Origin of the sequence: Salinibacterium sp. dk2585 (genome assembly GCF_008001035.1) — a bacterium.
GTDB lineage: Bacteria > Actinomycetota > Actinomycetes > Actinomycetales > Microbacteriaceae > Homoserinimonas.
Genome location: NZ_CP042856.1, coordinates 1,035,626 through 1,052,429 on the forward strand (window position 1 = coordinate 1,035,626; position 16,804 = coordinate 1,052,429).

At 68.9% G+C, this 16,804-nt stretch carries 17 protein-coding genes; all 17 read left to right on the top strand.

What is annotated here, in order from left to right; translation table 11 throughout:
* Positions 1-257 precede the first annotated feature (257 nt).
* The 17 genes from FVA74_RS04855 to FVA74_RS04930 all read left to right on the top strand — a co-directional run bounded on the left by FVA74_RS04855 (position 258) and on the right by FVA74_RS04930 (position 16,794).
* On the top strand, positions 258-1,091 hold the full coding sequence (locus tag FVA74_RS04855) for a hypothetical protein (RefSeq protein ID WP_240792310.1): 834 nt from the start codon (positions 258-260) through the stop codon (positions 1,089-1,091).
* Positions 1,092-1,149: 58 nt separating this feature from the next.
* The gene (locus FVA74_RS04860; RefSeq protein ID WP_147720828.1) at positions 1,150-2,115 is read left to right on the top strand and encodes an HAD-IIA family hydrolase; all 966 of its coding nucleotides are present in this window, start codon (positions 1,150-1,152) and stop codon (positions 2,113-2,115) included.
* Positions 2,116-2,160: 45 nt separating this feature from the next.
* Positions 2,161-2,328 carry a hypothetical protein gene (locus FVA74_RS13560; RefSeq protein WP_168220054.1) on the top strand — a complete coding sequence of 56 codons (168 nt, stop codon included), beginning with the start codon at positions 2,161-2,163 and terminating at the stop codon, positions 2,326-2,328.
* Positions 2,321-3,118: a TlyA family RNA methyltransferase gene (locus tag FVA74_RS04865; protein WP_147720830.1), complete on the top strand. Its 798-nt coding sequence runs from the start codon at positions 2,321-2,323 to the stop codon at positions 3,116-3,118. Before FVA74_RS13560 ends, FVA74_RS04865 begins: the two co-directional genes overlap by 8 nt.
* A 31-nt stretch (positions 3,119-3,149) precedes the next feature.
* Positions 3,150-4,124, top strand: a complete 975-nt coding sequence (locus tag FVA74_RS04870) for an NAD kinase (protein ID WP_370454519.1) — start codon at positions 3,150-3,152, stop codon at positions 4,122-4,124.
* A gap of 27 nt (positions 4,125-4,151) precedes the next feature.
* Positions 4,152-5,852 carry a DNA repair protein RecN gene (recN, locus tag FVA74_RS04875; RefSeq protein ID WP_147720832.1) on the top strand — a complete coding sequence of 567 codons (1,701 nt, stop codon included), beginning with the start codon at positions 4,152-4,154 and terminating at the stop codon, positions 5,850-5,852.
* A 29-nt stretch (positions 5,853-5,881) separates the two neighbouring features.
* On the top strand, positions 5,882-7,588 hold the full coding sequence (locus FVA74_RS04880; protein ID WP_370454520.1) for a CTP synthase: 1,707 nt from the start codon (positions 5,882-5,884) through the stop codon (positions 7,586-7,588).
* A gap of 3 nt (positions 7,589-7,591) precedes the next feature.
* Positions 7,592-8,170, top strand: a complete 579-nt coding sequence (locus FVA74_RS04885) for an NUDIX hydrolase (RefSeq protein ID WP_147720834.1) — start codon at positions 7,592-7,594, stop codon at positions 8,168-8,170.
* Between the two features lie 4 nt (positions 8,171-8,174).
* Positions 8,175-9,086, top strand: a complete 912-nt coding sequence (xerD, locus tag FVA74_RS04890; RefSeq protein WP_240792311.1) for a site-specific tyrosine recombinase XerD — start codon at positions 8,175-8,177, stop codon at positions 9,084-9,086.
* A 164-nt stretch (positions 9,087-9,250) separates the two neighbouring features.
* Positions 9,251-10,132: a ParA family protein gene (locus FVA74_RS04895; RefSeq protein WP_370454527.1), complete on the top strand. Its 882-nt coding sequence runs from the start codon at positions 9,251-9,253 to the stop codon at positions 10,130-10,132.
* Between the two features lie 4 nt (positions 10,133-10,136).
* Positions 10,137-10,961 (top strand): ScpA family protein, encoded by an 825-nt coding sequence (locus FVA74_RS04900; protein WP_240792312.1) that lies wholly within the window; start codon positions 10,137-10,139, stop codon positions 10,959-10,961.
* Entirely contained in the window at positions 10,951-11,571 is a 621-nt protein-coding gene (scpB, locus tag FVA74_RS04905; protein ID WP_147720840.1) for an SMC-Scp complex subunit ScpB, read from the top strand. The genes FVA74_RS04900 and scpB overlap by 11 nt, the downstream gene beginning before the upstream one ends.
* Complete coding sequence (locus FVA74_RS04910; protein ID WP_147720842.1) at positions 11,558-12,325, top strand: pseudouridine synthase; 768 nt, start codon at positions 11,558-11,560, stop codon at positions 12,323-12,325. The genes scpB and FVA74_RS04910 overlap by 14 nt, the downstream gene beginning before the upstream one ends.
* Positions 12,322-13,419 (top strand): prephenate dehydrogenase, encoded by a 1,098-nt coding sequence (locus tag FVA74_RS04915; protein ID WP_147720844.1) that lies wholly within the window; start codon positions 12,322-12,324, stop codon positions 13,417-13,419. Before FVA74_RS04910 ends, FVA74_RS04915 begins: the two co-directional genes overlap by 4 nt.
* A gap of 35 nt (positions 13,420-13,454) precedes the next feature.
* Entirely contained in the window at positions 13,455-14,135 is a 681-nt protein-coding gene (gene cmk / locus FVA74_RS04920; protein ID WP_240792313.1) for a (d)CMP kinase, read from the top strand.
* 32 nt (positions 14,136-14,167) lie between these two features.
* Positions 14,168-15,673, top strand: coding sequence for a ribosome biogenesis GTPase Der (gene der / locus FVA74_RS04925; RefSeq protein ID WP_147720846.1), 1,506 nt, complete (start codon positions 14,168-14,170; stop codon positions 15,671-15,673).
* A gap of 59 nt (positions 15,674-15,732) precedes the next feature.
* The gene (locus FVA74_RS04930) at positions 15,733-16,794 is read left to right on the top strand and encodes a serine hydrolase (RefSeq protein ID WP_147720848.1); all 1,062 of its coding nucleotides are present in this window, start codon (positions 15,733-15,735) and stop codon (positions 16,792-16,794) included.
* The last annotated feature ends 10 nt before the right edge of the window (positions 16,795-16,804 follow it).

Genomic DNA, 16,804 nt, shown 5'->3' on the forward strand with positions numbered 1-16,804 from the left:
GGGACAGTGATCGCCCGCGTCGTGGTGGCGATGCCCCGCGCGGGGACGGCGAGCGGCCGCGTCGCGATGGAGAACGTGCATCCGGATCAGCGCGCGGCGGTTCCGAGTCGCGCCCTCGCTGGAACGACGGTGGGCGACCCGAGCGTGGCGGACGTCCTTCCGGTCCCCGGCGGCCGGGGGGTTCCGGCCGGGACGGTGTCTGGACCAAGGACGGCAAGCCGGCTCGCGGCGACCGGGATGCGCGCGACCGTGAGCCGATGGAGGATCGTGACCCCTATGGCATCCGTTCGGTGCGCAACCGGCACGATGACCCGCAGATTCCCTCGGATGTGAGGCCCGACCAACTCGACCGAGTTGCGCGCGCACAACTGAAGACGCTGGCCAAGGAGAACGCTGACGTCGTCGCCACCCATCTCGTGATGGCGGCGCGGCTGATCGATGAGGACCCGGAGCTGGCACACCGCCACGCGACATCCGCTGCTCGCAAGGCGGGCCGCATCGCGGTTGTGCGTGAGTCCCTCGCGATCACCGCCTACGCGGTGGGTGATTTCGCCCTGGCGCTGCGCGAACTGCGCACCTACCGGCGTATCTCTGGCCGGGATGACCAGCTGCCGATGATGGTCGACTCGGAGCGCGGCCTCGGCCGGCCCGACCGCGCGCTCGAGCTCGGCCGCTCGGTGCCGCGCGAGACGCTCCCTGTTGACGTTCAGGTTGAACTCGCCATTGCGATGTCGGGTGCTCGGCTGGACCTCGGCCAGACGGATGCCGCGCTCCTCGAGCTGGAGATCCCGCAACTGGATCCGGAACGCGCCTACAGTTGGAGCCCCGCGCTGTTCTCGGCCTACGCCGCTGTGCTCGAGGACCTCGGGCGCGCAGAGGATGCCGAGGCTTGGTACCGCCGCGCGGATATCGCGGCGGCAGCGCTCGCTGGCGAAGGGTCGAACGAAGAGGATGTCATTGAGGTTTTTGAAGAGGAAGCCGACGACGAAGGCGCCGCGCTCGGCAGCGACGACGCAGAACGGGTCGCCCCAGACGAAGGCGGGACCGACGCAGGCAGCGCAGGACCGAAGGGCGACAGTAGCCACGACTGAGCGCAGTGCGACGGCGCTGCGGGCGGGGGAGACTCCGCTCAGTGGTATCGACTGCGTCATGGTCGACCTCGACGGCGTCGTCTACAAGGGTGACCACGCCATCCCTGCGGCGGTCGAGAGCCTGACGTCGACGACCCTCCGCGTTGGGTACCTGACGAACAATGCCTCGCGCACGGCGGCCTCGGTTGCCGAGCACCTGCAGCGACTCGGGCTGCCGGCATCCGAGTCGGATGTCGTCACCTCCTCGCAGGCGGCGGCGCGACTGCTGCTGGGGCTCGTCGACGATGGCGCCGAGGTGCTCGTCGTCGGGGGAGAGGGCCTCATCGTGGAGGTGGAGCGCGCGGGCCTCAGGCCCGTGCGCACCGCGAGTGATGCGACGTCTGCCGTCGTGCAGGGCTTCTCTCCCGAGGTCGGGTGGAAGGATCTGGCTGAGGCGGCATATGCCCTGCAGGGTGACCACGCCGAGCGGCATTGGGTCGCGACGAACAATGACTGGACGATCCCGCTCGCGCGAGGCGTCGCCCCCGGCAACGGCACGCTCGTCTCTGCCGTGCACACGGCCGTGGCGAGGCTCCCTGTGATCGCTGGCAAGCCGGAGACCCCTATCTTCGAGGCGGCGATGGAGCGGTTCGGCGCGCGCACGGCCCTGTTCGTGGGCGACCGGCTCGACACCGACATCCTTGGTGCCAATCGGGCCGGTCTTCGTTCCGCGCTGGTGCTGACGGGCATTGACGGGGCGCGCCAGCTGCTCGCGGCTGGCCCCACGATGCGTCCCGACGTGATCCTGGGCGACCTGTCGGAGCTTGACGCGCCCTATCCCGAGGTCGTCACCCAGGCTGACGGAGTCACGCGCGTGGGAGGTTCCGCCGTGCGGCTCGTGGGACAGACGCTCGAGCTCGTGGAAGCGGGGAGTTTCCCAGACCTTGTGCGCGCGGCATCCGCTGCCGTGTGGGGGTCCGGGATGGCGATCTTTGCGATCGACGTGACCGGGCCGCTGCTCGACGCCCTGCGTATCGCGCGCTGAGCGGGCCGTCGCCGACCTCGCGGTCGCGTGTGGTGGAATTGGGGCATGGACCAGGAGCAACCAGTGCGTGACGACGCCGTCGCTGATGGCGAGTTCGTGTCTCGACTGCGCGTGATCGAGGACCAGCCGCTCGAGCAGCGCGCGGAGGCCTTCGTGCAGGTGCACGACGAGCTCCTCGCCACGCTCGAGGCGGGGGAGAACTCTCATCGCTGAGACGGCCCGCCTCGACGCGGCACTTGCCGCGCGCGGACTCGCTCGATCGCGCACCCACGCCGCGCGCCTGATCGCGGACGGCCTCGTGAGTGTGGACGGCGTGCAGGCGGTGAAGTCGTCGCAGCAGGTGCTCGACTCGAACGCGATCGAGGTTGCGGGCGCTGACCACTATGTCAGCCGCGCCGCGCACAAGCTGGTCGCGGCGCTGGATGCCTTCGCGATCCCGGTCGCGGGGCGCACAGCCTTGGATGTCGGGGCTTCGACGGGCGGCTTCACGCAGGTGCTGTGCGAGCGCGGCGCCGCGCGAGTGATTGCCCTCGACGTGGGGCACGGGCAGCTGGCGGCTGAGGTCGCGGCCGACCCCCGCGTCACCGTCGTCGAGGGGTTCAACGCTCGGGAACTCAGCCCGGAATCGCTCGCAGACGCCGTGGGTGAGTCGCTTGTGCCTGACCTCGTGGTGGGTGACCTGTCGTTCATCAGCCTCACGATGGTCATCCCTGCCCTCGTGCGCACGGCTCCCGCGGGAGCGGACCTCGTGCTCCTCGTCAAGCCGCAGTTCGAGGTGGGACGCACGGGCATCCGCGAGGGGATCGTGCGCGACCCTGGCCTGAGGGCCGATGCGGTGGCGACGGTGCTGTGGAGCGCCTGGGATGCGGGGCTCGGTACCGCGGGCATCGTCTCCTCACCAATCCTCGGCGGCGCGGGTAATCACGAGTACCTCGTGCATCTCAGCACTCTCGGCAGCAATCCGACAGAATGGTTGGAGCGCGTTTCAGAGCTGAGCCGGTGACCCGGTTGGCCAAACCACTAGGGAGTGCCGAGTGAGTGCAGGTGACGGTTCGTCCACTGTGGCGGGCGTACGCAGCATCCTTGTCGTCTCCCACACGGGTCGCTCGGAGTCGCTCGCGGCGGCGGCCCAGGTCTGTCGCGAATTGCTCGACGGCGGGGTCGCTGCGGTCACGACGCGAGAGGAACGCCTGGACCTCATCAAGCATGACCCCGCGCTCGAGACGATTCGCGTCTTGGGCGAGGACGTCTCGATCGACATGCTCGAGCTCGGCATCGTGCTGGGCGGCGACGGCACGATCCTTCGCGCGGCGGAACTGCTGCGAGGCTGTTCGGCTCCCATCCTCGGCGTGAACCTGGGGCACGTGGGCTTCCTCGCTGAAAGCGAGCGCGACGACCTCGCCGAGACGGTGCGTCGAGCCCTCAACCGCGACTACCTCGTGGAGCAGCGCATGACGCTCGAGGTGCGGGTCAAGGTTGGCAACGCCGTCGCCTACGAGACCTGGGCGCTCAATGAGGCGACGGTCGAGAAGGCAAGCCGCGAACGGATGCTCGAGGTCGTCATCGAGGTCGACCGGCGGCCACTCTCGTCGTTCGGCTGCGATGGCGTCGTGATGTCGACCCCGACCGGGTCGACGGCGTATTCCTTCTCCGCGGGCGGGCCTGTCGTCTGGCCCGCCGTGGATGCGCTCCTGCTCGTGCCGCTGAGTGCCCACGCCCTCTTCGCGCGCCCCCTGGTCGTGGGCCCGGATTCGGTGCTCGCCGTCGAGGTGCTCGACCGCACGCAGGGCAATGGGGTGCTGTGGTGTGACGGACGCCGCACGTGGGACCTGCCGCCCGGTGCGCGTGTCGTCGTGAGGCGATCCGAACTCCCGGTGCGTCTCGCCCGCCTGCACCAGGCCCCGTTCACCGACCGGCTCGTCAACAAGTTCCAGCTCCCGGTTGCTGGATGGCGGGGCCCGGAGAGCACGGCAACGCGCGAGGTCCCGATCCAGGCGGCACATGAGTGACTCGGCAGTACGTGGGGAGGGCGTGAGGTGATCGAGGAGATCCAAATCCGCAATCTCGGAGTCATCGGAGAGGCGAGCTTGCCGCTCGGGCCGGGGTTCACTGCGCTCACGGGCGAGACGGGCGCGGGCAAGACCATGGTCGTCACGGCGCTCGGGCTCCTGCTGGGCGCCCGTGCCGACAGCGGCGTCGTGCGCAAGGGCAACCCGGCAGCCTCGGTGGAGGGCCGGTGGCTCATCGACGAGCGCAGCCCGGTGACCGAGCGAGTTGCGGATGCCGGCGGCGAGGTCGATCCCATCGGCGGCAGTCGTGCCGAGTTGATCCTGAACCGCAGCGTCACCGCGGAGGGACGCAGCCGGGCTGTTGTCGGGGGGCGCTCGGCTCCCGTCGGCGTGCTCGCAGACCTGGGGAGCCAGCTCGTTGTCGTGCACGGCCAGTCCGAGCAGTTGCGCCTCAAGTCGTCCACTGCCCAGCGCGAGGCACTCGACCGTTTCGCGGGCGAGGAGCTCGCGACCGTCCTTGCGGAATACCAGTCGGCGTACCGCGAGTGGCAGGACAGCCAGGGCGAGCTCGATGTGCTCGTGGCCGAGCGCGACCGTCGCGCGCGCGAGGCCGAGGAGCTGCGTGGAGCGCTCGACGAGATCGAGGCGGTCGCGCCGCTGCCCGATGAGGACACGCAACTGGATGAACGCATCGAGCGCCTTGGGAACCTCGAAGACCTGCGCCTCGCCGCCGAGTCGGCCCGGGTGCTCCTGGCCGGCGACCTCGATGAGACCCCTGCAGCCGCGACGCTCCTCGATGCCGCGCGCCGACAGCTTGAGCGGGTGTCGGCCCACGATGCCTCGCTCGCCTCCATCGCCGAATCCGTGACGAGCGCATCGTTCGTGGTTGCCGACCTCGGCTCACAGTTGGCGAGCTATCTCGGCGGGCTCGACGCCGAGGCTGCGACGGAACTCGAGCGACTCCAGGAGCGCCGGGCGGAACTTGCGACGCTCACGCGAAAGTATGGGCCGACCCTGACTGACGTCATCGCCTTCGTCGACGAGGGCAGCGCACGACTCCTCGAACTCGACAGTGACAGCGATCGCATCAGCGAGCTCTCGGCATCCGTGGAGCGCAACAGGGAGCGAATCGGGGCGCTCGCATCCCAGCTGCACAACATCCGTGCCGCCGCGGGAGGCAGGCTCGGCGAGGAGGTCAGCGCCGAACTGAGCGCGCTCGCGATGCCCGACGCGACCCTCGCGGTCGAGGTCACGGAGCGGGCGGAGTACGGGCTGAGCGGCAAGGACCAGGTCGCCCTGCTGCTGCAGCCACACCCCGGTGCGGAACCGCGTCCGCTCGGCCGGGGCGCATCCGGGGGAGAGCTCTCGCGGGTCATGCTCGCGATCGAGGTCGTGCTGGCGGGAAGCGATCCCGTGCCGACCTTCGTCTTCGATGAAGTCGACGCGGGCGTCGGCGGTGCCGCGGCGATCGAGATCGGTCGGCGACTCGCCCGACTCGCAGAGCGTTCGCAGGTCATCGTCGTCACCCATCTGGCCCAGGTGGCGGCATTCGCGAGCAACCATCTCTCGGTCGTGAAAGACAGCGACGGCTCCGTGACCGCAAGCAGCGTGCGCCAGCTGACGGGCGAGGAGCGCACTGCCGAGATGGCGCGACTGCTCTCAGGCCTGCCCGACTCCTCGAGCGGCCTCGAACACGCGCGCGAACTGCTGGAGCTCGCCGCCGAATAACACAGGTGCCGGTGATAGGCTGCAAACCCGTGGTGGACAATTCGAACGCGGGCACAACCAAGCACATCTTCGTCACCGGGGGTGTCGTCTCCTCCCTGGGCAAGGGCCTCACGGCGGCCAGCCTGGGCAACCTCCTGACGGCCCGCGGTCTGCGCGTCGTCATGCAGAAGCTCGATCCCTATCTCAACGTGGATCCGGGCACCATGAACCCCTTCCAGCACGGTGAAGTCTTCGTGACGGATGACGGCGCCGAGACTGACCTCGACATCGGGCACTACGAGCGCTTCCTCGACATCAACCTCGACCAGGCGGCCAACGTCACGACGGGCCAGATCTACTCGACCGTGATCGCGCGCGAGCGCCGCGGTGAGTACCTCGGTGACACCGTGCAGGTCATCCCGCACATCACCGACGAGATCAAGCGCCGGATGCGCCTGCAGGCGCAGGAGCCGGCCGACGGCAGCCCCCGCCCCGACGTCATCATCACCGAGATCGGCGGAACGGTCGGCGATATCGAGTCGCAGCCCTTCATCGAGGCGGCCCGCCAGGTGCGTCACGAGCTCGGCCGGGGCAACTGCTTCTTCGTACACGTGTCGCTCGTTCCCTACCTCAGCGCGGCGGGCGAGCAGAAGACCAAGCCGACGCAGCACTCGGTCGCGGCCCTGCGCTCGATCGGTATCCAGCCGGATGCCATCGTGCTGCGTTCCGACCGACCCGTCGCCGACAGCATGAACCGCAAGATCGCCCTCATGTGTGACGTCGACCCGGAGGCGGTCGTCAACTGCCCCGACGCATCCAGCATCTATGACATCCCGAGCACACTGCACGACCAGGGCCTCGACGCGTACATCATCGACCACCTCGGCCTCGACGCGAGCGACGTCGACTGGACCGGCTGGCAGGGCCTGCTCGATGTCGTGCACAACCCGAAGCACGAGGTGACGATCGGGCTCGTCGGCAAATACATCGACCTTCCCGACGCCTACCTCTCCGTCACCGAGGCGCTCAAGGCCGGTGGCTTCGCGAATGACACGCGCGTGCGTCTTGAGTGGGTGCCGTCCGACGAGTGCGAGACGCCCGAAGGTGCCTCGCGCATGCTCGCGCACCTCGACGGCATCTGCGTCCCTGGCGGCTTCGGCATCCGTGGCATCGAGGGCAAACTCGGCGCCCTGCGCTTCGCGCGGGAGAACGGCATCCCGACCCTCGGGCTGTGCCTCGGCCTGCAGTGCATGGTGATCGAGTACGCGAGGGATGTCGCGGGCCTCGCCGGTGCCTCGTCGACCGAGTTCGACCCGGGCACGCCCGTGCCGGTCATCGCGACCATGGCTGAGCAGGTCGACATCATCGCCGGCGGCGACCTGGGTGGCACCATGCGCCTCGGTCTCTACGAGGCGGACCTCGCCGAGGGCTCGCTTGTCTCGGAGCTCTACGGCGGCCCGAGCGCGTCCGAGCGTCACCGTCACCGCTACGAGGTCAACAATGCCTACCGCGAGCAGATCGCGGACGCGGGCCTGTGGTTCTCGGGCACCTCGCCCGACGGCACGCTCGTCGAGTATGTCGAGCTGCCGCGCGACGTGCACCCGTTCTACGTGGGTACGCAGGCGCACCCGGAACTGCGCTCGCGGCCCAACAACGCGCATCCGCTCTTCTCCGGTCTCGTCGCGGCAGCGCTCGACCGCCAGCGCGCGAGCCGCCTCTTCGAGGTCAGCGAAGCAGCCGAGACGACCGCGGTCTGAGCGATGAGCGCTGAGCGGGGGAGTGACGAGCTGCTTGCGGATGAGTCCGCCCCGCAGACGATCCTCGCCTCCGACGTCGTGTTCGAGGGTGCCGTCTGGGACGTGCGTCGCGACCGTTTCGCCTATGGCGAGGGCGAGATCGTGCGCGAGTATGTGGCGCACACGGGAGCCGTCGCCGTGCTTGCCCTCGACGAGCATGAGCGGATGCTCCTGATCAAGCAGTATCGCCACCCCATCGCGACTCGCGACTGGGAGCTCCCTGCCGGCCTGCTCGACCAGGAGGGTGAGGACCCGCTCGAGGCGGCCAAGCGCGAACTCGAGGAGGAGGTCGACCTCTCGGCGCGCGAGTGGAGCCCGCTGCTCGAGTTCTTCACGTCACCGGGCGGGAGCGACGAGCTCCTGCGCGTGTACCTCGCGCGCGGACTCGAGACGGTCACGCACGACTTCGAGCGCGGCGACGAAGAGGCCGACATGGAGCTTCGCTGGGTCGCGATCGACGAGGTGTTGGACGCGATCCGCGCGGGGCGCGTGCGCAACGGCATCCTCGTCGCGGCCACCCTGGCGCTCGCCGCAGGACGGTAGTGCCGTGACGGGCGAGGCACTGCCGGTGCTCGTCGACCGGTACCTGCGGCACCTCGGCATCGAGCGCGGGCGCGCGGCGAACACGCTCGCGGCGTATGGGCGCGATCTGGGGCGGTATCTCGAGTTCCTTGAGGCACGCGGCATCCGCTCGGTCGACGCCGTGTCTGGCACGGATGTCGCCGCGTTGACGCAGGAGCTTGCCGCGGGGGAGGGCAAGAGCGCCTCGTCGGTGGCGCGGGTGCTGTCTTCGGTGCGCGGCTTCCACCGCTTCTGCCTCGATGAGGGGTATGCGGCGACGGATGCCGCGGCCGAACAGAAGCCGCCGAAGCTCGCGCTGCGCCTGCCGAAGGCGATCGCGCTCGACCAGGTGGAGGCGATCCTGGCAGCGGCCTCGGGTGACGACCCCGTGTCGCTGCGCGATCGCGCCCTCCTCGAACTGCTCTACGCGACGGGCGCGCGCGTCTCGGAGGCCGTGGGGCTCAACGTCGACGACGTGATGGGTGAGGGGGACGTCGTGCGCCTGCTCGGCAAGGGCGGCAAGCAGCGCATCGTTCCGCTTGGCTCGTATGCTCGGGAGGCGATCGACGCGTACCTCGTGCGCGCGCGGCCCGGGATGTCGGCGAAGGGCAGGGCGACCCCCGCGCTGTTCCTCGGGGTGCGCGGTGCCAGGGTCTCGAGGCAGAACGCGTGGCTGATCATCCGCGCGCGGGCCGAGCAGGCCGGCATCGAGGGCGAGGTCTCCCCACACAGCCTGCGGCACTCCTTCGCGACGCACCTGCTCGAGGGCGGGGCGGACGTGCGCGTCGTGCAGGAGTTGCTCGGCCACGCCTCTGTCGCCACGACGCAGCTCTACACGCTCGTGACGGCGGACACGCTCCGCGACATGTACACGACGGCGCACCCTCGCGCGCGGTGACGGCGCGTGAACCTTCAAGCACGGGTCGAGGTGACCTGCTCGCCGCCCACGCGTTGCGTCGGGGCCGCGGCTGACCTCCTCGATAGAATCAGGGCTTGCAGCCCGAGTATCCAATCGGGCCTGCGCTCACTGTGAGGATGAAGCGGATGGCGAGATCACGGGACATGTCGGCGGAACTCGACGGGGTCGACGTGCAGGCAGTGTCGCCCAAGCTGGGCCCCACGGGCCGGCCGGCACGCACCTTCGGCGAGCCTGAACCGCTGGGCTCGCACGGCCCTGCCCGCATCATCGCCCTCTGCAACCAGAAGGGCGGCGTCGGCAAGACGACGACGACCATCAGTGTCGGGGCGGCGCTCGCCGACTACGGCCGCCGCGTGCTCGCGATCGACTTCGACCCGCAGGGTGCGCTGTCGGCGGGCCTTGGCGTGCAGACGCACGACGTGCCCAACATCTACGACCTACTGCTCGGCACGCTGAAGGACCCCCACGAGGCAATCCAGCACACGGCGACGCCGGGCCTCGACGTGATCCCGGCGAACATCGACCTCTCGGCGGCGGAGGTGCACCTCGTCAACGAGGTCGCGCGCGAGCAGATCCTCGCCGGCGTGCTGCGCAAGGTGAAGGACGAGTACGACGTCATCCTGATCGACTGCCAGCCCTCGCTCGGCCTGCTGACCGTCAACGCGCTCACGGCGAGCCACGGCGTGCTCATTCCCCTCGAGTGCGAGTTCTTCGCCCTCCGCGGTGTCGCGCTGCTCATCGAGACGATCGAGAAGGTCAAGGACCGGCTGAACCCCGCCATCCAGCTCGACGGCATTCTCGCCACGATGTATGACTCGCGCACGCTGCACTCGCGTGAGGTGCTCGAGCGAGTCGTGGAGACCTTCGGCGACAAGGTGTTCGAGACCGTCATCGGCCGCACGATCAAGTTCCCCGATGCATCCGTCGCCGCGGCGCCCATCACGCAGTTCGCCCCCGAACACGCGGCCGCCGAGGCCTACCGGCAGCTCGCGAGAGAGCTCGTATTCCGCGGTGCGGTCGCTTGACGCCGTGACGGTGACTGAGGGGGCGGATGCCGCAGGCGGTGCCGGTTCCGCCGGTTTCACCGTCACCGTGGGTGACTTCGACGGGCCGTTCGACCTGCTGCTGACGCTGATCGGCAAGCATGAGCTCGACATCACGGAGGTCTCGTTGAGCCTCGTGACATCCGAGTTCATCGCCTACCTGCGCACACTTGACACGCAGGACGAACTCAACGAGGCGAGTGAGTTCCTTGTCGTAGCCGCGACGCTGCTCGACCTGAAGGTGGCGGGGCTGCTGCCGCAGGGGGAGCTCGTCGACGCGGAGGATGTCGCGCTGCTGGAGGCCCGCGACCTGCTGTTCGCCCGCCTGCTGCAGTACCGCGCCTTCAAGGAGGCGTCGGCGTGGTTCGACGAGCGGCTCACGGCCGAGTCGGGTCGCACGGTGCGCTCGGTGCGACTGGAGGAGAAGTTCCGCGCCTCGACACCCGAGCTCGTGTGGACGCTCTCGCCCGATGACTTCGCGGCGCTCGCGGCCGTGGCACTCGCGCCCAAGGAACTGCCGACCGTGGGGCTCGACCACCTGCACGCGCCGCTCGTGAGCATCCGGGAGCAGGCGGCGACGGTCGTTGCGCTGCTGCGTCGCGGCGAGCCCATGACGTTCCGCCAGCTCATCGCGGGTGCGGAGCAGAAGGGCGTCATCATCGCGCGCTTCCTCGCCGTGCTCGAGCTCTACCGCAGCGCCGCGATCTCCTTCGAGCAGATCGAGCCGCTCGGCGAACTGACCGTGCAGTGGACAGCGGAACACTGGTCCGACGAGAACCTCGCCAACCTGGGGGCTGACTATGGCAACTGATGAGAGCACCGCGACGATCGAGGCCGAAGCGGATGTCGCGGCTCCTGCGCCGCCGACCGCCGAGGAACTTCGCGCTCGCCTTGAGGCGATCCTCATGGTCGTCGATGAGCCGCAGGGGATCGTGACGCTCGCGACGGCGCTCGGGGCACCCGTCAAGGCGGTGCGCGCCGCGATCGACGCGCTCGTCGCGGACTACGACGGCGAGGCGGCGTCGCCCCGTCGTGGCTTCGAGCTGCGCGAGGTCGGCGGCGGGTGGCGCATCTACGTGCGCGAGGAGCACGACGCGATCGTCAAGGACTTCGTGCTGACGCAGAACCCGAGCCGGCTCTCGCAGGCCGCCCTTGAGACGCTCGCGGTGATCGCCTACAAGCAGCCGATCACGCGCGGCGCGATCGCATCGATCCGCGCCGTCAACGTCGATTCCGTCGTGCGCACGCTGCTGGGCCGCGGGCTCATCACCGAGGCGTTCACGGATGCCGAGACGGGCGCGATTCACTACGCCACGACCGACCTGCTGCTGGTGCAGCTCGGCATCAACTCCCTCAACGAGTTGCCGCCGATCTCGCCCCTGCTCGCTGACGGATCGGAGGGTTTCGATGACGTTCGCTGATTCCGAGCAGCCCGAGGGCGTGCGGCTGCAGAAGCTCATGGCCGCCGCGGGCGTTGCCTCGCGCCGCGTCTCGGAGAATCTCATCGCCGCGGGCCGTGTCGAGGTCAACGGCGAGGTCGTGACCGAGCTCGGTCGTCGAGTCATGCCCGAGGACCAGGTGTCGGTCGATGGCGTCGCCATCCAGCTCGACACCTCGCGGCGCTACGTCATGCTCAACAAGCCGGTCGGCATCGTCAGCTCGCTGCAGGATGAGCGCGGGCGTCCCGATCTCAGTCGCTTCGTCTCCCAGTACGAGGAACGGCTCTTCAACGTCGGCAGGCTCGACGCGCAGACCTCCGGACTTCTGATCCTCACGAACGATGGCGAGATGGCGCATGTGCTCGCGCATCCGTCGTTCGGGGTCATGAAGACCTACATCGCCAAGGTGCGCGGCAAGGTCAGCGCGCAGACCATCGCAAAGCTCACGACCGGTTTCGAGCTGGAGGACGGCTTCATCGCGGCCGACAAGGCTCGACTCCTCACGAGCGGCAGCAATGCCGATGCGTCGATGGTCGAGATCACGCTGCACTCGGGCCGCAACCGCATCGTGCGACGGATGCTCGATGAGGTCGGGCATCCCGTCATCGACCTGGTGCGTCGCCAGTTCGGCCCACTGCACCTGGGCACGCTCAAGGCGGGACAGATGCGCGAGCTGACGAAGGATGAGGTCGGCAAGCTGTTGACGATCGCGCGAGAGAACGGATCCACCCGGTGAACGACTCGATCGCAAGGACGAAGGGTCCCGTCAGGGTCGTCGGCGCAGGACTCCTCGGCGCGAGTGTCGGCCTCGGCCTGAGGGAGAAGGGCGTCGATGTCATCCTGCACGACGCCTCACCCACGACCCTCAGTCTGGCTGTCGACTACGGGGCGGGACGCCGTGCCGAGCCCACGGACTCGCCCGCGCTCGTCGTCGTCGCCGTGCCGCCTGACCTCGTGGCGGAGGTCGTCGCGCAGGAGCTGCAGGCGCATCCGAATGCCCTGGTGACGGATGTCGCGAGCGTCAAGATGGCGCCCCTCGCCGAGCTGAGCCTCGTCGGCGCCGACCTCTCGCGCTACATCGGTTCGCACCCCATGGCCGGCCGTGAGCGCGGCGGTGCCATCTCGGCGCGCGCCGATCTCTTCATCGGGCGCCCCTGGGTCATCGCGGCGAACGCCGGAATCCCGCCAGCACAGATCTCCGTCATCGAGCAGCTCGCGCTCGACCTCGGTGCTGTGCCCGTCGCGATGAGCGCGGAGGATCACGACCGTGCTGTCGCGCTCATCTCGCACGTGCCCCAGGCGGTGTCCACGCTCCTGGCCCGGCGCCTCGTCGATGCCGAGGACACGTCGCTCTCCCTCGCAGGGCAGGGCCTGCGTGACACGACGCGCATCGCCGCGAGTGCGCCCGAGCTGTGGGTGCAGATCATGGGGGCGAACTCGAAGTTCATCATCGAGATACTTCGTGACCTGCGTACCGACCTCGACGTGCTCATCCACTCCCTCTCCGACCAGGAGGCGTCTGGTGCCCGTCGCTCGCTCGCTCAGATCCTCGCCGGGGGCAATGCGGGAGTCGCGCGCCTCCCCGGCAAGCACGGCCAGGATCGCCGCTTCGCGCAGATCACGGTCAAGGTCGACGACCGCCCGGGCGAGCTCGCCCGGCTGCTGACCGAGATCGGCGAGGTCGGGGTCAACATGGAGGACCTGCGCCTCGAGCACTCGCCGGGGGCGCAGATCGGACTCGCGGAGATCGCCGTGCTTCCCGAGGTGGAGGAGCGGCTCGTGGCCGAGCTCGAGAAGCGCGGCTGGAAGATCGCGGGCGCGTACCGTTGAGTGCGCCGGAGCACACGGCGAAGCAGCGCGCCGCAATGAGGGAGACCATGCAGGAGAAGATCATCGTCGCGGTCGACGGACCCGCCGGCAGCGGTAAGTCGAGCGTGAGCCGCGCTGCAGCCCGGCGCCTCGGCTTCGACTACCAGGACACGGGCGCCGCATACCGCGCCCTCGCCTGGTTCGTGCTTGAGCGCGGCATCGACCCCAGCGACCAGGAGGCGGTCGTCTCGGCGCTCGCCGACTTCGACTACGCGATCGGCATCGACCCTGACGACTACTTCGTGCGCGTCGGGGGAGTCGACGTCGAGGCGGCCATCCGCGAGCCGCGGATCTCGGCGGTGGTCAGCTCGGTCGCAGGCATCCTGCCCGTGCGGGCCTACCTCGTCGAACTGTTCCGTCACGTGATCGACTCGAGCGACAAGCCGGGTGTCATCACGGAGGGTAGGGACATCACGACCGTGGTGTGCCCGGATGCTCCCGTGCGCATTCTTCTCACAGCATCCGAAGAAGCTAGAATGGCCAGGCGCTCCGCTGAAATCACGGGGCAGTCGGCTGCCGAGGTCGCGAAGCATCTCACTTCGCGTGACGCGCAGGATTCCCGGGTGGTGGACTTCATGAACGCCGCGGAGGGCGTCACGGCGATCGACTCAACCAATCTCGACTTTGACCAGACCATCCAGGCGGTGGTCGATCTCGTGCACGATCGCGTCGGCTGATGCCGTCGCCGTGCCAGGACTGAAGGACACCAATGGCTGACCACGACGACTTCCCAGAGCTCGACGAGCAACTCGCCGAACGCATGGCGGCCCTCTCCGAGGAGGAAGCGGCCACTCGGGCGAACGCCCTGCGCGCGGGACTCGCGGACTACGAGCTCGACGAGTCGGACATCGATCTCCTCGAGGCGACGGGGGAGGATGCCGACGAGGTCGTGTACCTTCCGGCCCTGCCCGTGCTCGCGGTCGTTGGTCGGCCGAATGTCGGCAAGTCCGCCCTCATCAACCGCATCCTCGGTCGCCGCGAGGCCGTCGTTGAAGACACCCCAGGTGTCACCCGTGACCGCGTGACGTACAAGGCCGAATGGAACGAGCGGCGCTTCACCCTCGTCGACACGGGCGGGTGGGAGCCGGATGCCCGCGGCATCGACGCATCCGTCGCCGCCCAGGCCGAGGTGGCAGTCGACCTGGCCGACGCCGTGCTCTTCGTCGTCGACGCCAACGTCGGCGCGACCGCGACTGACGAACACGTCGTACGGATGCTCCGCCAAGCGAAGCGACCCGTCATCCTCGTCGCGAACAAGGTCGACGATGTGCGGCAGGAGCCGAACGCCGCCGAACTCTGGAGCCTTGGCCTCGGACAGCCGTGGCCGGTCTCGGCGCTGCACGGCCGTGGCGTCGCCGACCTGCTCGACCACGCACTCACGGTGCTGCCCGAGATCTCTGCCGTCGCGAAGGAGGAGGTCGGCGGGCCTCGCCGCGTCGCGATCCTCGGTCGACCCAACGTGGGCAAGTCGAGCCTGCTCAACAAGGCCGCAGGCGAGGAGCGCGTCGTCGTCAACGACCTCGCGGGCACCACGCGCGACCCGGTCGATGAGCAGGTGGAGATCGCGGGCAAGGTGTGGCGCTTCGTCGACACCGCCGGCATCCGTCGTCGCGTGAACCTCTCGCAGGGCGCCGACTTCTATGCGTCGCTGCGCACGAGCGCCGCCCTCGAGAAGGCGGAGGTCGCTGTCGTCGTGCTCGACGTGACCGAGCCGATCAGCGTGCAGGACCTGAAGATCATCGACCTCGTGCTCGAGTCGGGCCGTGCGCTCGTGCTGGCCTACAACAAGTGGGACCTGCTCGATGACGAGCGCCGCATCTACCTCGAGCGTGAGATCGAACAGGATCTCTCGCACGTCTCGTGGGCGCCGCGCGTCAACATCTCCGCCAAGACGGGACGCCACCTCGAGAAGCTCGTGCCGGCCCTCGAGACCGCGCTCGAGTCGTGGGACACGCGCATCCCGACCGGCAAGTTCAATGCGCTGCTCGCTGACCTGACGGCCGAGCATCCGCATCCGGTGCGTGGCGGTAAGCAGCCGCGCATCCTCTTCGGCACGCAGGCGTCGAGCCGGCCGCCGACGTTCGTGCTCTTCACGACCGGGTTCCTCGACCCGCAGTACCGCCGCTTCATCCAGCGACGCCTGCGCGAGATCTTCGGCTTTGAGGGCACGCCGATTAACGTCAATATGCGGGTGCGGGAGAAGCGCAAGCGCTAGGCTTCCTCCCCAGATTGGGGGTTGGTCGACGATTCCTCGTCGACCTTAGACTCGCGCTCGTGACCGTCGACGAAACCCGAATTCGCTCGGTGCTCGACCGCTTTGCGGCGCGCGCCGACGTGGGTGCAGTCTCATTCGCGCTCGCGACTCCCAGCACGGGGTGGTCGATGCTCTATGAGAGTGAGTCGCCCGCACGCCCGTACTTCATCGGGTCGATCACGAAGCTCTACACGGCGGCCATCATCATGCAGCTGCGCCAGGAGGGGGTGCTGGGGCTCGACGACCCCATCACGACCTTCCTCGACCCCGACCTGGTCTCTGCCATCCACGTCTATCGCGAGACGGACTATTCGGAGCAGATCACGGTGCGGCACCTGCTCTCGCATACCTCCGGCCTGCCGAACTACCTCATGCAGCCCCGAGATGACGGCGGATCGGTCTTCGGGGATGCGCTCGAACGCGACCGCGGGTGGACCTTCGACCAGGCACTGGGTGTGACCCGCACCATGCGACCGGCGTTCCCTCCCGGGACGTCGCGTCGTGCCTACTTCTCGCACACCAACTACGCGATCCTCGGGCGCATCATCGAGCAGGCGACGAGCGTGCCCTGGGAGGCTGCCGTCGCCGAGCGCATCATCGGGCCACTCGGGCTCGCGGGCACGTGGTCGTTCTCCGTCGGTGACGTCGACCGCTATGACGGTGTCTCGCCCGTGCTGCACGGTCGTCGCACTGTGCGGCTGCCGCTCACGATGGCCTCGGTGAGGGCGCAGGGCGGCATCGTCTCGACAGCGGAGGACGGCATCGTGTTCCTGCGCGCGCTGCTCGACGGTTCGCTCTTCGACCGGCAGCTCGTGGGCGAGATGACGGGGGACTGGCGGCGACTGACCTTTCCCAGCCACGCGGGGGTGGGCATCATGCGCAGCCGGATCTCGGCCCTCGCAAGCCAGGGCGGACCGCGTGAGTTCGTGGGGCATCCGAGTTCCACCGGTGCCGTGCTCTATTTCGCCCCCGCCGCGGGCCTCTTCATCTCCGGCACGATCAACCAGATGCAGAACGCGGATGTCGCGCGCCGACTCCTTGCGCAACTGGCGGTCGCGGCAAAGGGTGTCGTGCGGGGGTAGCAGCCCGGGG

Coding starts and splice junctions, on each gene's coding strand:
- FVA74_RS04855 (WP_240792310.1), top strand. CDS start 258: ATGGAGGATCGTGACCCCTATGGCATCCGTTCGGTGCGCAACCGGCAC.
- FVA74_RS04860 (WP_147720828.1), top strand. CDS start 1,150: ATGGTCGACCTCGACGGCGTCGTCTACAAGGGTGACCACGCCATCCCT.
- FVA74_RS13560 (WP_168220054.1), top strand. CDS start 2,161: ATGGACCAGGAGCAACCAGTGCGTGACGACGCCGTCGCTGATGGCGAG.
- FVA74_RS04885 (WP_147720834.1), top strand. CDS start 7,592: ATGAGCGCTGAGCGGGGGAGTGACGAGCTGCTTGCGGATGAGTCCGCC.
- FVA74_RS04895 (WP_370454527.1), top strand. CDS start 9,251: ATGTCGGCGGAACTCGACGGGGTCGACGTGCAGGCAGTGTCGCCCAAG.
- scpB (WP_147720840.1), top strand. CDS start 10,951: ATGGCAACTGATGAGAGCACCGCGACGATCGAGGCCGAAGCGGATGTC.
- FVA74_RS04910 (WP_147720842.1), top strand. CDS start 11,558: ATGACGTTCGCTGATTCCGAGCAGCCCGAGGGCGTGCGGCTGCAGAAG.
- cmk (WP_240792313.1), top strand. CDS start 13,455: ATGAGGGAGACCATGCAGGAGAAGATCATCGTCGCGGTCGACGGACCC.
- der (WP_147720846.1), top strand. CDS start 14,168: ATGGCTGACCACGACGACTTCCCAGAGCTCGACGAGCAACTCGCCGAA.